Raw genomic sequence first — 14873 nt, forward strand, 5'->3', positions numbered from 1 at the left:
CTCATCTTATTAAGGTTTACTTCACCAAAAATCATTATCTCGGAAGTATTCTCAACCGGTATAAACTTCCTTCCATTTTCTCCTTCAAAAAATAATGTATTATCTTTTCTATGCAATTCACCATCTGAAAAAATATATATAGATTTCTTCATGATAAACAAAACTCCCTATATCCACAATTTTTGCAATAAGGTATTTTTGCAAAATCCGGCGCTTTCTCTTTATGAATAATATCGGTAATTTCATTTATCGCTTTAACTATTTCTTTTTCGTAATCTTCAGTGAGCTCCACATCAACTTTTTTCCTTTCTTCTGGAAAGAAAAGCTGACCTTTTGCTACTATACCGCTTTTCTTTAATTTATATAAATAAAAAAGCAACTGCATCCTCGCACTTTTTTCCGCTTTTGAACTTTTCTTGACTTCGCCGATAAGAAGATTATCTTTATCATTTCTAACAAGGTCTATAACAACATTTTCAAAATTAAGTTTTTTCCTATCCCTATCGTATGAAATGTCATCTATTATGCGTCCCATCTCTATATATGGATGTTCTTGATCCGGAATTATTTGGTGTGCCATAAGCCAAACTTGCCTTTTGCAGATACTATAACTTTGCATAAGTGAACCAGTAACTTCTACATCCATATCATCACCCTTTTTATTCATTACGCATTATGATTGGGTATTTCTACCTACAATTATAGTCATAAAATATTCTCCATTTTCATCGTTTCAATTCCTGATAGGCAGGCTAAAAAGAAGAACAAATAGAAATGGTATGCAAAAATATTTATATGTTTCAATTCCTGATAGGCAGGCTAAAAAGCAGGATAATTTTAGTTTGAATCCGTTCAAAGAATTTTGTTTCAATTCCTGATAGGCAGGCTAAAAAGCGTTAAGTATCCGATAAAATGCTCTCTTTACATTCCCTTATTTCTATATTTCTATCAAGCTATTAATTTAATTATAACATACATTCCTGTCAAATCAATGATTCTTCATCACTCTAAAATAAAAAATTAATCGTCGATCTCCTATACTTTTTACATTATTAAGGGTCGACGACAAATTATTATTACCATATACTAATAATGCCCCTTGTTATAAATCCCGTCTCTTTATCATAGTAATCCTTCAGCGATTCATAATTGACATATTTAAATCCTTCTACATCAGCTGGCATATTTTCTATTGTTGACGGTATAGATACAGTATATTTGTAAAAGTCAGCTTTAAACTTATCAAATAAATTTCTGCGCTCGAATAGATTTTTTATCTCTTTAAGTTCTATATACCTACTCCACAATTCCTTTGCTTCTTCATTTATTTCTACAAATGCATCTACTTTATAGTAACCATCTTCTATTAGGGCAAATTTCGATATGCATGGTGTACCATCTTCACAGTCATATTTTAATTTGTATATAGCATCTAATATATCTCTTGCTTTATCTGATGATATACTATTTGAAACCTCATTATAATATTTTTCAATTATATTGAGAAATTCACTCTCTTCTATAGTTTCATATTTTGATAAAATCTCTTTAGTTATATTCAAAAGTACTTTATCATAAATGTGTGATGAATATCTATTTCCTTTCTCATCTGCCAATGAAACTACATAAACCTCTCCTTTGCCGCCCCAATTTCTATTGCATCTTCCTGCCGACTGATTTATGGAATCTAAAGGTGCTAAATCCCTTATAACTACATCAAAGTCAATATCAACACCCGCTTCAACAAGCTGTGTTGTTACTGCAATGCTGCACTTGCCTTCCTTAATCTTTTTTATTCTTTTGAGTCTCTCATATGGCAGTACATGTGTTGACATGTATACTATATCTTCATCAGGCACTTTATCTTTTACCATATCATAAAATTCCTGTGCTGATTTTATAGTGTTTAATATAAATAAATAGCTTCTTCCATCAGTAAGGTCAAACATGTTGCATAAGTCATTTAATGTCATCTCAGATTTTAATACAGGATATATCTTTACTCTATCCATCTTCACAAAATACTTTTGCCTATCGATAAGAGGATATATCTCGTCTTCTTTAAATATCAGCGGCTGTGTTGCCGTAACAAAAATCACATATGAATTAAGCTCATTTGTAATCGCTAATAACAATTCTTTCATAAGCATCCAATATTGAGACGGTATTGATTGTACTTCATCTAATACAATTATAGAATCAGCAAGCCTATGAAATTTTCTTAATGTTTTGTTACTATTGGATATTATCGTATAGAAGAACTGAATAAATGTTGTTACTATTATCTCCGAGTTCCAGCCTTCTATCATTATTTTGACCTGGTCTGTTTCAAACTCTGTATTTTCTTTTGTATATTTCACATCTGATAAATGATGATGTTTTAGCAATAAATCTGAATCAATTTTAACCCCGTTAGCTTTTAATATCTTTTCAAATTCTTGAGCGTTTTGCTCGATTATACTCAAAAATGGCAGTGAATATATAATACGGTATCTGATGCCTTTTTCTTTATATAATTTCTCTCTTAATTTTAATGCAAATGATATTGTGGTAAAGGTCTTTCCAAGTCCTGTAGGCAGATTTATAGATAGTATCCTTTTATTTAAGTCTATTTCTCTGTCATTGACCTCTTTATAAGCTTCTTCTCTCAATGTATTCATCATATTTTCATCAAAAGCAAGTAGTTTTTTATAGTTATCAACAAGATTGCTATTTAGATTAATGTCTCTTCTTACAATATTATCACCTATTACTACTTCACTTTTGTCAGAATCAATGAGAAGTGAAAAAAGATAGTTTAAATATATATATTTTGATATATCTTTATTTTTTGTAATCTTTCTTAATAATTTTTTTATATGCTTTAATTCATCTTTTATGTTATCAATATATTGATATATTACTTCTTTATTTAAATAAGCATTTAGACCTATTTTATTCAGGTTATCATTTAATACCTTGAATTTATCCATATTTATGCTATCAAGTTGTTTTTTCATTACGTCAATCTCGTCATCTTCAAGGACCACCTCATTCATTATATCGTCAAGATTTCCATGATGCTTTTTTACGACAACATAAGAGATGAATGGCAATAATGCTCTTTCATCTTCTTTTAGATCATATTTTTCAACATCATTTTTTGCAATGAAATAACATATTACGGCAGATATCAAGGAGTGATGAGTCTCCTTCATACCCCTCAATCTTTTTCTTTCGCTCTCATTTAGCAAATACGTTTGAAAATAATTTGTTGACTTGCCAAGGTCATGACATAGCGCTGTTATTAAAACTATATTTGACATCAGATCTCTATTTATTAGCTCAATATCATTTTCTTTTTGAAATTCATTTATTATTTTTGAACACCCGGTTAAATGATTCTCAAGGTATTTGCCGGGATGTGAATAAAGGTCAGAAAAATATGATGTGCTCATTATCATTTACCTCCCAGCATTTCTTTACATGGGATTTTATGCTCCTACCATTAACTTCATATATAACATCTTGATAGCTCGACACAATACGTTCATCATTCATATCAACAGGAATCTTCTCTTTGAAATATTTTTTGCCATTTTCAAAGTCTATCTCATCATCTTCTATAAAGTCAACAGGCAATATTGACTCTATATATACTTTACTATCTTCAATTTCTTTTACTTTACATAAATTCACATAACAATAATCTGCTATCATTTCACTTAATCCAAGTGATAATGTATATACATTATTATGGCTTTTTATCTTATCTACTATATCGTAAAATAGATTTCTATCTTCGTGCATAAAATATATCCTGAACATAGGGTCTTTTAAGAATTCTGTTTTTACCTGTGTTCTTGCTTCGTGTTTTCCGCTCTTCATAGGTATCCAAACATTGTCTTTTGTATTTATTAAATTTAAACCCATGCGAATCTTTTTTACAGGATTCATTATTTTTATGCCTATTTTGCATGGTCCAGATTTTAATACATTTAAGTATTCTTTTTTATCTATTCCAGCTATCGCACCTATCATGCCTTTTACTGTCGGCGGCGGTGGAAATGAGAATGTAAGGGGGGACGATGTTGTATAAAATTTTCTAAAATGGCCAAGGTCCCCAAATACATCAAATATCAAAGCATCCATTTTAACATACATTCCTTTCTTTAATGGTTAAGGAATTATTTTGGGTATTCCTAAAAGGTCTGTGCACTCAGAATGGCAATAGAAAACCTTTTTAGAATTTAAACTCTTCTACTGGAAAATCTTTTAATACATCGTCTAATACACATACGTTATTATTGATTGTAAATACTACCCTGTCATCCACAGCGTATCTGATAGTTCTTATTTTATCCTTATGTGCCTTAAGGCTATCTATCAATTCTGTAATGTCGATTTTACCATCTTTTATGTCCCTAATTTCCTCATCTTCTATGTCGTGTACAAATTTCAATCTCCTGTCAAGCTCACCCATCTGGTAATTGCCTTCTTTATATATTATCTGAAGTAAGAACCTCGGCATGTGTCCCATTTTTGAATTTGACATAAGGTTTTTAGTCCCGTTCCACATTGCTTCAAGCATAAGGCCTACATCATCTTCAGTAAGTGGTATATTTTGATTTTTTGCAGCATTTTCGTTTATTATGCCATAAAAAGCGATCAATGAATATGGAAGCAGATATTTTTCAGTAAATGTACCTTGATCTTTTCCAGTCCCTGAAGGCATTACAGTTGAGCCTTTGACATATGTAATATTTACTTTATGGAGTGATCTGCCGTATTTAAATTGAACTGGTCCTGTCCAAGTTATTGAAGTGCCCTTTTGATCTTTTTCTTCATTTTCTTCTCCTTTTTTAGCTTTTTTAGCTTTTAAACCGATTGTTGCTCCAAACAGTCTTAAGTCTATGTATTTTTTAATAAGTTTATCTACATCGCTAACATTATTAATCTTCTCTTCTTCTATTCTTTCTTCTCTTGTTTTCTGTTTCCCATCATCTTTTATTATTTCTTTTACAAAAATTCTATCTTTCATATCTTTATAATTGATTAAATAATCCCTTATGGTCCTTTTAAGTCGAACATCTGTTACAATGTTTTGCCCTGTCTCTTCATCTATCCTCGGTTTATTTTCATCAACAGGATCCCCGTTTGGATTTGCAAAGCTTACATCATATAGAAATAGAACTTCTGACCGATTATTAATATTACTCATTTATTTTTCCTCCTCTTTTTTATAAATGATATTTACAAAATCATCTGTTAAATTTATGCCGCAGGCAAAATAAAAATTAATCTCATCAACCGGCATATGCCAATCATCGCCTGCCAACAAAAGATAATTTGACGCTTCTTTTGCAAGAAGTCTTTTACCCTTGTCAAAGGAATCATATTCTTCAAGCTTGTTTTGGACTTTTGGCAAAAGACCTTTTATGTCTTTTTCAGTCATTTTAAGTCCCTTTAAGTTTTTCATAAATGGCTTCGCTTCTCTGTCTTTGTACTGCTTCCGTAAAAGGAGCTCTGTTAATGCACCAAGGAGAATTAATCCTCTTTTTAGGGGCGTCTTAAAATCTTCACCGTATTTCTCAAATATGCCGTCAAATACTCTTTCTTCCATTTCGCTAACCTCCATTTCGATTAATTCCAGCTTTTCAAGAAAAGTCACTGCCATCATGCCATCTTTAATTGCATTTTTGTAGTACCTATCATTTGCGAATTCCTCCCTCACCCTCTTCATAATAAATCTCAGCAAGAATGAAAAATCTATTGCCTTACCTCTAAATACCCTGTCTGTAATATCAAGAAAATATCCGTCGAGGTCGCTATTCCTTTTGTTTGAATCTGATTTTGAAAGGAAATTGCGTATATTTCTAAATGTAAATCCTTCTCCAAATATTTTATCTACTGCCTCTTTTGCTACAAATATTTCTCTTAAATGTGATGGGAAAACATCCTCTATCAAAAGTAGTATTCTCTCTGCCGAATTTGATTTTTGTATGAATAAGAAATTCAACGTCAATGTGTCATCAGCATCTTTTAGATAATCAAGTATTTCATCTTCATCAGCTATAACTCTTTTCTTTATACTATTTTTTAACGTTACTAATTTGTTCGAATTTATAAATACATCAAGTACATTATCTTTAACATACTCTTCGCCTACTATGAACCTTGGTATCAGCTGATATTTTAATCCATAAAACTTAAATGAAAGATTTGTTTCTGCATATTTTTTGCCTTCTTCAAGGGCAAGCCTACATTCAGGACATACTGGATAATTTTTCCATGATTCCTTTTCATTGAAACCTCCTGTAATATATCCTTTTTTATCTATCGTATAAAATTTATATGTGTCAATTTTCCCAAATACCAAATCTCGCTTTTCACCGCATATAGAGCATACCTTATCCTCCGCATACAATTTCCTGTATTTTTCACTGTCTATCAAAAGAAGAAGGTCTCTAAAAAGTTTATAATCTCCAATATATTTGTATTCACCACTATCTTTAAATTTCAGCATCAGCACGAGGCCTTCTTTTTTGGGATACTCCTTTCTAAACTTCTCAATTTCTTCTATAATTTTATTGCTATTATCTTCAAGATTCTTTTGCACCTTTTCTAAAAATACCCTATCATCATTGCTTAATTTTGCGTTTTTGTCATTCAGAATATTAAACCAGCTTTCAATCTTTGTATTAAAAGTTTTCTTAGGTTCTGTTATTTTGGCTATGGGCATATAACCTGGTCCATTTCCGCCAGCGCTTGTATATAGATATTTGCTTAATTTTGATCTTTCGTACTGCTCTACTTTAACACCATCGAATTGAATATCTCCATTATCTACTATGAAATTTATCGTAACTATGTTGTTATATGTCCCATTTGAATTTGGATCCTCTATAAGTACATCCAAAAGACTTTTATTTTCTGCTTTTATAATCATTTCGCCCAATTCTTTTACCGCATTTATCAATCATATAACCTCCCTTCATAGGATTTCAAAGCAGCCGAACCCTTGTGAATTTTTCGCACCAAGTCCTGTATAATAACCAAGTTTTAGCAAGTCTAAATTGCACTCGATATCATAGATACCCATCCAGCCTTTTACGACTGTATTTTTATACTTTAAGACTTTTTGATACCGCTTATCTTCATCCCCGAGGGGGTAAAGCTTAAAATGCGGGTCTATTAACTTTTCCCCATAAATTATTTCATATTTTTTAAGTAGGTTATTTAAAAGCAGCATTGAAAAATTTTTGTCCCACGGTGAATAATAATACGTATATTTAATCCCTTTTTCCTCAATTGTCGAGTACATAACAACTGGCGATAAAAATTTTATCCTCGCTCTATCTTTGAAAACAGGTGGATTTACAATGTTTAGTGAATTTAATTGAAATCTCTGATTATTAAAAATGCAGTAATCTTTTTTGAACATATTTTTTGAGATATCAAATATAAATTCATCTATTGGTGACGAGATAGTTAGCTTAAAAGGAGGCTTTATTATTATCTTATTTTCTCTTTTTAAAATTCTGAATTCACCCTCAAGCCGAGAAAAAGTAAATAATTTAAAGCGTCTCTTTTCATATTTGAATCCTTCGTCATGCAAAAATTCGCTGAAATCACTGTCTGTCATCTGATTGTAAATAAACCCTTGTACTATATGGTTGTACTGTAATGGCAGGTAAAGATCTTTTTCACCAGTAAATTCTATCGTAACCCGCATTTTAACACCTCTGCATTTTTTATATTAACACATTGACCTTCCATCATATGTCCTTAATAAAATATTTCTTAAAAATTTTTTATTTGCCAATACAGTATAATTCAACATTAATTGACATTTTCCTTCTTAATTTTCAAAAATTGTAAATGGATATTTTTTATTTGATATCCAATTTGCTTCTGTTGCCTCATCTGTCTTAAATATATAAGTACTTTCAATATTAAAGTTCATCTCAAGTAAAATGTCGATAACCTCATATCTAAAATGTTGCTCTCACTTTATTTAAAAGCAAATTCATTATCGTTTTATAATTAGAATTATTATACCATCCAATTATGTAAAATCACGATTATCAGTCCCTGTCAGCAAAAAATAAAGAGCGTTTTTAAATCGCCCGTAATCGCCAATATACTGTTAATATGAAGTTGGATTTTGAAGTAGTACTGCACCATTTAACTTGTTATTCTTGTTAATTTTGAAGTATTTGTCAAGGAAGCTTATAACTATTATGCAAAAAGGGGCTTGATAATTCAAGCCCCTTTAATTGCTTACGGCCGCATAAAATGATATTACTGTGCTGCTACTTTTTCAACAAAGTTCTGTTTACCGTCTTTTAATTCTATGATAACAGCAGATTTAACTGGATTATGCTCACTATTTATTGTTATTGTACCTGTTACACCTTTGAAATCTTTAAGCTTTGACAGTGCTTCAATTATTTTCGCAGGTTCTGCTGAATTCGCATCTTTTATTGCCTGCACTAACATGCCTGCTGTATCATATGCAAGTGCAGCTAATGCATCTGGTTCTATACCATATGCTTCTGTATATTTCTTTTTAAAATCTTGAACAGTCTTATCAGGATCTGTGTTTATAAAGTGATTACTGAAGAATACATTATTAAGTGCGCTCTCTCCTGCTATTTTTACAAGATCGGGTGAATCCCAGCCGTCACCACCAAGAAATGCTGCAGTTATCCCCATATCTCTCGCCTGTTTTGTTATCTTGCCTGTTTCTTGATAATAACCGGGTACAAATATTACATCGGGATTTAAGCCTTTTATCTTTGTGAGTGTCGCCTTAAAGTCTTGGTCGCCTGCTACATATGCTTCTGTATCAATGACTTTTCCGCCGAGTTTTTCAAACTGCTCTTTGAAGCTTTGTGCAAGGCCTTTGCTGTAGTCACTCTTGTCATCAATATATACAACTGCGGTTTTTGCATTTAGTTTCTTTGTTGCAAACTGTGCCATAACACTTCCTTGATATGGGTCTATAAAGCAGGCCCTGAATATCTCTTTTTTAACCTTTTTAGTATTAGGATCAACTGTAACATCTACAGCAGTACCTGAACCTGTTATCAACGGTATATGGTTTTGCATCGCAACAGATGATGCTGCTTTTACATTTGTCGATGTGACAGGTCCTAAGATTGCAATAACTTTATCCTGCTGTATAAGTTTCGTAGCCTGATTTATTGATTCATCAGATTGTGATTTGTTATCTGCCTTCAATAAATCTATTTTTTTACCAAGTACACCACCGCTTTTATTTATTTCGTCCATGTACAATTTCGCACCATTATATGATGATGTTCCAAATGTTGCAACACCACCTGTCAGCTCAAAAAGTGCTCCTACTTTTATGGTATCTGATGATGCAGAAGTTGAACTATTCTTTGTACAACCTGAAAATAAAGCAACAATCATTAATACAATAATAACTGATGTAAATTTAACTGATTTTGACATAATTGACCTCCTTTTTCACAATATTCGATTGCTTTTATACAATGTATGCTATTTTTTACCTATGTCAACGAATTAATAAAGATATTAAATGAAAATCAATTGATGCGCATCAATTTGGTAACAAAAAAATTGATAATAAAAAAACGCCTTAACACATGTTAAAGCGTCTTTGCCTGTTTAATATATTAAACTAAAAAATCAACTTTTGTTTTAATTATACATTAATTTTTTCAATTGTCAATAAAAAAATTTTTGAAAGGTTAAAAATTTCATATAATCTTTTCTAGTGTCTTCCATGCGAGAAGTGCACATTTGACTCTCGCAGGGAAATCAGACACTCCTTGAAGTACTTGTGCATCACCAAGTTCATCAAGATCTACATCTTTTTTATGAATCATGTCGATGAATTCTTTGGTCAGCCTCAATGCTTCTTTTTTGTCTTTTCCTTTTATCAAATCTATCATCATCGATGTAGATGCCTGGCTTATGGCACAGCCGTGACCTGTAAATGATGCATCTTCTATTATATCACCCTTCATTTTGAGCTGTAATGTTATATCATCACCGCAAAGCGGATTATGACCTCTCTCTTTTATTGTAGGATTTTTCATTTCTCTTTTATTTGGTGAGTTTTCGTAGTGTTCCATTATTATCTCTGAATACAGTTGATTAAGATCACTCATTTAAACCACTTCCTAACATTCCTCAGCCCATCGATTAGTGCATCAACTTCACTTATGTCATTATAGACATAGAAACTCGCTCTTACTGTTGCAGGAACACCGAAATACCTCATAAGCGGCTGGCAGCAATGATGACCGCTTCTTACCGCTATACCGTCTTGATCCAATATTGTTGCGACATCGTGTGGATGCACATTTTCAATATTGAAAGATATTATGCCAGTCCTGTTTTCTACATTCATTGGGCCGTACAATTTCACATAATCTATCTCTTTTAACTTATCCAAAGCATATTCTGTAATTTCTTTTTCATGATTGTGAATATTTGAAAGGCCTATTTTTTCAACATATTCGATCGCTTTTATTAATCCATAGGCACCTTCTACATTTGGCGTACCTGCTTCAAATTTAAGTGGTGCAGGTGCAAATGTTGAATGATCCTCGTAAACTTCATCTATCATTTCACCACCTCTTAAAAATGGCGGTATATCATCGAATAAATCATCCTTAATATATAGCACGCCTATTCCCATTGGCCCCATCATCTTATGACCTGAAAATGCATAAAAATCACATCCTATTTTAGCGACGTCAACATTGATATTTGGTATGCTCTGTGCACCATCTATTATAACTTTTGCACCATGTTTATGTGCTACATCAGTTATCTCTTCGACGGGATTTATTATCCCAAGGACATTTGATGCATGTTGCACAGCCACAAGCTTGACATTTTCTGACATAATCCTATAAAACTCATTCATATCGAGCCTTGAATTTTTATCGAGGTGGACGTATTTTAGCCTTGCTCCTTTTGCCTCTGCTACCATTTGCCATGGAAGGACATTGCTGTGGTGCTCCGCCACTGTTAGGACTATAACATCTCCTTCATTTATATACTTCATCCCCCATGTATATGCAATAAAATTTATTGACTCTGTCGTATTTCTCGTAAATACTATTGACTCAGATGTTTTAGCATTTATAAATCTCCTAACATACTCTCTTGCGTTTTCATAGCCTTCTGTCGATAATGTACTTAAATAGTGGGGGCTGCGATATACATTAGCATTGTATTTTTTATAGTAGTCCTCTATTGCATTTATAACCTGCAACGGTTTTTGCGTTGTAGCAGCATTATCAAAATATATTAATTTTTTACCATATGGAGATGTTTTTAATATCGGGAAATCTTCCCTTATCGTATCTATATTTAGGCTCAACCGGCAATCCTCCTTTCAGTGTATTCTTTCACAATTTTTTTAATGTCTTCAACGGGTATCGAATCTATGACAGGATTGAAATTAGCCTCTACCATGAGGAGCTTTGCTTCGTCAATGCTTAAACCTCTGCTCATAATGTAAAATAGCTTGTTCTCGTCGATTTGGCCTGCACTAGCAGCATGGTTTGCTTGAACATCATCTTCTGTACACCACAGTGCAGGTATAGCATCGGATTTAACTGTTTTATCAAGTAGCAATACTACTTCGCTTTCATTTCCTTTTGATTTTTTAGAACCCCGCTTCATGTCAAGGTTTCCTCTAAATACAGCCTTCGCCATATCTTTGAGGGCACCTTTTACATCTACATTGCTTTCTGTCCTTTGTGCTATATGATTAACTCTGTATGACATATCGTGATTCTGTGTCCCTGCACCTAAAAAAATTGAATTCAGATAGAAGGAACTACACACACCTTCTAAGTCTGCTGTCACATCGTGTGCACTCACAGCAGAACCTAATTCTACCTGTGTCCATTTAATAGATGCATCTCTACCTGTTATAACTATATTATTATCAAAATTTGCTGATTCGTCATATAACCTCTGAACTTTTACGATATTTACATTTGCTCCATCTTTTGCGATAACCGCAGTTAGTCCATTATGAAAGCCTTTCATATCAGAATTATAATCAAATACAACGGTTATATTCGAATTATGTTCTGCAATTATAAGGTTTAAATCTATTATAGTATCATTTTCGCCTTTCATGCCAAAATCTATAATAACCGGAGTTTTTATATTTGAATTTGGAAGTGCTCTTATGTTGACACCTGTGTTGTAAAAGGCTAAAACCATATTTTTAAATTTCTCATCGACACCGAAATTATGCTTAAGAGCATTATTCAATGTGAAAAAATCGTCATCCATCAAAGAATCTGTTACAGCATTTGTTAATAGGCCTTCTTGAACATTATTTTTTATAACTGTATCTTTGTATTCTTTATAATATGGTAGATGAAAATTATCAAGCTTAACCCTCTTCCACATTGGCATAGGCACTTTTGAAAATTCTTCATAGCCCTTTTTTCTAAGCTCTTTTTCTTCGCTCTTGCCGCCTCTTACCAATTCCTGTATAGTGTTATAATCGAGTGCTCTTATCATGGTATCATCTCCTTTATCCAATAGTACCTTCAAGCTCTAATTTTATGAGGCGGTTAAGCTCGACAGCGTACTCAAGTGGAAGTGATTTCGCTACAGGCTCAACAAAACCTCTTACAATCATTGACCTTGCCTCGTCTTCGCTGAGTCCCCTTGTCATCAGGTAGAAAATCTGTTCATCACTTATTCTACCTACTTTTGCCTCATGGCCTATGTCGACATTATCATTTGATACTTCTATTATAGGCATCGTATCGGATCTAGAAATTTCATCGAGCATTAGTCCTTCACACTGTACAGAGGATTTTGCGCCTTCTGCATTTGGTCCTACTCTTAAGAGCCCTCTGTAGTTTGTAATACCACCGTCTTTTGATATACTTTTTGCCAAAACTTTCGATGATGTATATGGAGCTAAATGTATCATCTTTGAACCTGTATCGAGGTGCTGTCCCTTTGCAGCAAATGTTACGCCAGTATACTCAGACTTTGCGCCTTTTCCTCTTAAAACAGAGCACGGGTATAGCATAGTCTTATGGCTCCCAAATGAACCGGATATCCACTCGATAATGCCATCTTTGTCAACAATCGCTCTTTTTGTATTGAGATTGTATGTGTTTTTGCTCCAATTTTCTATTGTAGAATATATAAGCCTTGCGCCTTCTTTTACAAAAAGCTCAACACATCCGGCATGCAAATTTGATACAGCATATTGTGGTGCAGAACAACCTTCTATGAAGCGAACTTCGCTGCCTTTATCAGCTATTATAAGCGTGTGCTCAAACTGGCCTGTTCCAGGTGCATTCATCCTGAAATACGCCTGAAGAGGCACTTCTACTTTGACATTCTCCGGAACATATACAAATGTACCGCCGCTCCATATTGCACCGTGAAGTGCTGCAAATTTATGATCTCTCGGTGTTACATTCTTTGTCATAAAATATTCCTTTATTATATCTGGATATTTTTTTAAAGCTGTCTCCATATCTTCAAAGATTACCCCTTGTTTTGCAAGGCTGTCCTTTATATTGTGATATATTACTTCTGAATCATACTGTGCACCAACACCAGATAATGCTTTTTTCTCGGCTTCTGGTATGCCAAGCCTTTCAAATGTATTTCTTATATCATCTGGCACTTCATCCCAGGAATTCTTCATCTTTGTATCTGGACTTATATATGCTACAATTGAGTCTATATCGAGTTGCCTTAAGTCAACTCCCCACATCGGCATCGGCTTACTTAAATATATCTCAAGGGATTTTAAGCGAAATTCCCTCATCCATGCTGGTTCATTTTTTCTCTCGGATATTTCCTCAACGATTCTTTTTGATAATCCTTTTTCAGTCTTGTATGAATACCTTACTTCATTTTTAATATTGTACCTTGAAAAATCTATATCATTTACAATAGTTCTTTTCATTGTATCACCCCTTAATCATCAACGGTGTCAAGAATGCTCTCATATCCTGTCTTTTCAAGCTCTATTGCAAGATTTTTATCCCCATTTTTGACTATCTTGCCGTCCGCCAAAACAGATATAACATCAGGTTCCAAATAGTCAAGTATCCTATTGTAGTGTGTAATTATAAGTATTGACATATCGTCTGTTTTTATCTTTGCAACAGTTTCTGCAACAATTCTCAATGCATCTATATCAAGGCCGGAATCTATCTCATCAAGCATAACAAGCTTTGGATTGAGCATTGCCATCTGCAGTATCTCGTTTTTCTTCTTTTCACCGCCTGAAAAGCCGACATTTAAATACCTTGTCCTATATTCCGGTTTCATTTCAAGCAAATCCATCTTTTCTTTCATCTTCTTGCCAAATTGGAGCACTGATATGTTTTTACCTGTAACTGCATTAACTGATGTCCTTATAAAATTATCTACTGTAATACCAGGTACTTCTTCAGGTGACTGAAATGATAAGAATATACCCTTTTTAGCTCTTTCATTTACTTTTAGGTCAACTATGTTTTCACCTTCAAATAATATCTCACCATCTGTAACCTTATAGTGAGGATTTCCCATAATTACATTGCACAGGGTACTTTTGCCACTGCCATTTGGCCCCATTATAGCATGTATTTCACCTTTTTTAATAGTCAAACTTAAACCCTTCAATATTTCTTTATCGTCAACATCTGCTTTTAAATTTCTTACTTCTAATAATATATCATTCATATCTTCACTCCCTTTATAATTCCTACTATTTTAATGGGATTACTACTATGTTATTATTATACTCTATTATGAAAAAAAATCAAATAAAATATTTAATACTGACATATGTTGACCACTATTTTTGATAATATTTATATGATAAATAATTTGTGGGAGGTTAT

General features: G+C 33.0%; 12 protein-coding genes and 1 pseudogene. All 13 read right to left on the reverse strand.

Annotated features, from left to right (window positions below; translation table 11 throughout):
• Positions 1 to 5: 5 nt before the first annotated feature.
• Positions 6 to 152, reverse strand: a pseudogene (locus CPG45_RS05705) (CRISPR-associated endonuclease Cas1); the annotation flags it as partial.
• Positions 149 to 646: a CRISPR-associated protein Cas4 gene (gene cas4 / locus CPG45_RS05710; RefSeq protein ID WP_096231033.1), complete on the reverse strand. Its 498-nt coding sequence runs from the start codon at positions 644 to 646 to the stop codon at positions 149 to 151. The gene cas4 and the pseudogene CPG45_RS05705, both read right to left, overlap by 4 nt.
• A 430-nt stretch (positions 647 to 1076) precedes the next feature.
• Positions 1077 to 3437 carry a CRISPR-associated helicase/endonuclease Cas3 gene (locus CPG45_RS05715; RefSeq protein WP_096231034.1) on the reverse strand — a complete coding sequence of 787 codons (2361 nt, stop codon included), beginning with the start codon at positions 3435 to 3437 and terminating at the stop codon, positions 1077 to 1079.
• Positions 3415 to 4131: a type I-B CRISPR-associated protein Cas5b gene (gene cas5b / locus CPG45_RS05720; RefSeq protein WP_096231035.1), complete on the reverse strand. Its 717-nt coding sequence runs from the start codon at positions 4129 to 4131 to the stop codon at positions 3415 to 3417. Before cas5b ends, CPG45_RS05715 begins: the two co-directional genes overlap by 23 nt.
• 91 nt (positions 4132 to 4222) lie before the next feature.
• Positions 4223 to 5200 (reverse strand): type I-B CRISPR-associated protein Cas7/Csh2, encoded by a 978-nt coding sequence (cas7b, locus tag CPG45_RS05725; protein ID WP_096231036.1) that lies wholly within the window; start codon positions 5198 to 5200, stop codon positions 4223 to 4225.
• Positions 5201 to 6958: a TIGR02556 family CRISPR-associated protein gene (locus CPG45_RS05730; RefSeq protein ID WP_096231037.1), complete on the reverse strand. Its 1758-nt coding sequence runs from the start codon at positions 6956 to 6958 to the stop codon at positions 5201 to 5203. It abuts the gene before it with no gap.
• A gap of 15 nt (positions 6959 to 6973) precedes the next feature.
• Positions 6974 to 7714, reverse strand: coding sequence for a CRISPR-associated endoribonuclease Cas6 (cas6, locus tag CPG45_RS05735; RefSeq protein WP_096231038.1), 741 nt, complete (start codon positions 7712 to 7714; stop codon positions 6974 to 6976).
• 569 nt (positions 7715 to 8283) lie between these two features.
• Entirely contained in the window at positions 8284 to 9462 is a 1179-nt protein-coding gene (locus CPG45_RS05740) for an ABC transporter substrate-binding protein (RefSeq protein ID WP_096231039.1), read from the reverse strand.
• A gap of 269 nt (positions 9463 to 9731) precedes the next feature.
• Positions 9732 to 10145 carry a Fe-S cluster assembly sulfur transfer protein SufU gene (sufU, locus tag CPG45_RS05745; RefSeq protein ID WP_096231040.1) on the reverse strand — a complete coding sequence of 138 codons (414 nt, stop codon included), beginning with the start codon at positions 10143 to 10145 and terminating at the stop codon, positions 9732 to 9734.
• Positions 10142 to 11368 (reverse strand): cysteine desulfurase, encoded by a 1227-nt coding sequence (locus tag CPG45_RS05750; RefSeq protein WP_096231041.1) that lies wholly within the window; start codon positions 11366 to 11368, stop codon positions 10142 to 10144. The genes sufU and CPG45_RS05750 overlap by 4 nt, the downstream gene beginning before the upstream one ends.
• Positions 11365 to 12417, reverse strand: a complete 1053-nt coding sequence (gene sufD / locus CPG45_RS05755) for a Fe-S cluster assembly protein SufD (protein ID WP_350354079.1) — start codon at positions 12415 to 12417, stop codon at positions 11365 to 11367. The genes CPG45_RS05750 and sufD overlap by 4 nt, the downstream gene beginning before the upstream one ends.
• Positions 12418 to 12544: 127 nt before the next feature.
• Positions 12545 to 13948 (reverse strand): Fe-S cluster assembly protein SufB, encoded by a 1404-nt coding sequence (gene sufB / locus CPG45_RS05760; RefSeq protein WP_096231042.1) that lies wholly within the window; start codon positions 13946 to 13948, stop codon positions 12545 to 12547.
• An 11-nt stretch (positions 13949 to 13959) separates the two neighbouring features.
• Positions 13960 to 14712: a Fe-S cluster assembly ATPase SufC gene (gene sufC / locus CPG45_RS05765; protein WP_096231043.1), complete on the reverse strand. Its 753-nt coding sequence runs from the start codon at positions 14710 to 14712 to the stop codon at positions 13960 to 13962.
• Positions 14713 to 14873 lie beyond the last annotated feature (161 nt).

This window comes from Thermoanaerobacterium sp. RBIITD (genome assembly GCF_900205865.1).
In the GTDB taxonomy this organism is placed as follows: domain Bacteria; phylum Bacillota; class Thermoanaerobacteria; order Thermoanaerobacterales; family Thermoanaerobacteraceae; genus Thermoanaerobacterium.

Coding starts and splice junctions, on each gene's coding strand:
- cas6 (WP_096231038.1), bottom strand. CDS start 7,714: ATGCGGGTTACGATAGAATTTACTGGTGAAAAAGATCTTTACCTGCCA.
- sufD (WP_350354079.1), bottom strand. CDS start 12,417: ATGTGGAAGAGGGTTAAGCTTGATAATTTTCATCTACCATATTATAAA.
- sufC (WP_096231043.1), bottom strand. CDS start 14,712: ATGAATGATATATTATTAGAAGTAAGAAATTTAAAAGCAGATGTTGAC.
- cas7b (WP_096231036.1), bottom strand. CDS start 5,200: ATGAGTAATATTAATAATCGGTCAGAAGTTCTATTTCTATATGATGTA.
- sufB (WP_096231042.1), bottom strand. CDS start 13,948: ATGAAAAGAACTATTGTAAATGATATAGATTTTTCAAGGTACAATATT.
- CPG45_RS05740 (WP_096231039.1), bottom strand. CDS start 9,462: ATGTCAAAATCAGTTAAATTTACATCAGTTATTATTGTATTAATGATT.
- sufU (WP_096231040.1), bottom strand. CDS start 10,145: ATGAGTGATCTTAATCAACTGTATTCAGAGATAATAATGGAACACTAC.
- CPG45_RS05715 (WP_096231034.1), bottom strand. CDS start 3,437: ATGAGCACATCATATTTTTCTGACCTTTATTCACATCCCGGCAAATAC.
- cas4 (WP_096231033.1), bottom strand. CDS start 646: ATGGATGTAGAAGTTACTGGTTCACTTATGCAAAGTTATAGTATCTGC.
- cas5b (WP_096231035.1), bottom strand. CDS start 4,131: ATGGATGCTTTGATATTTGATGTATTTGGGGACCTTGGCCATTTTAGA.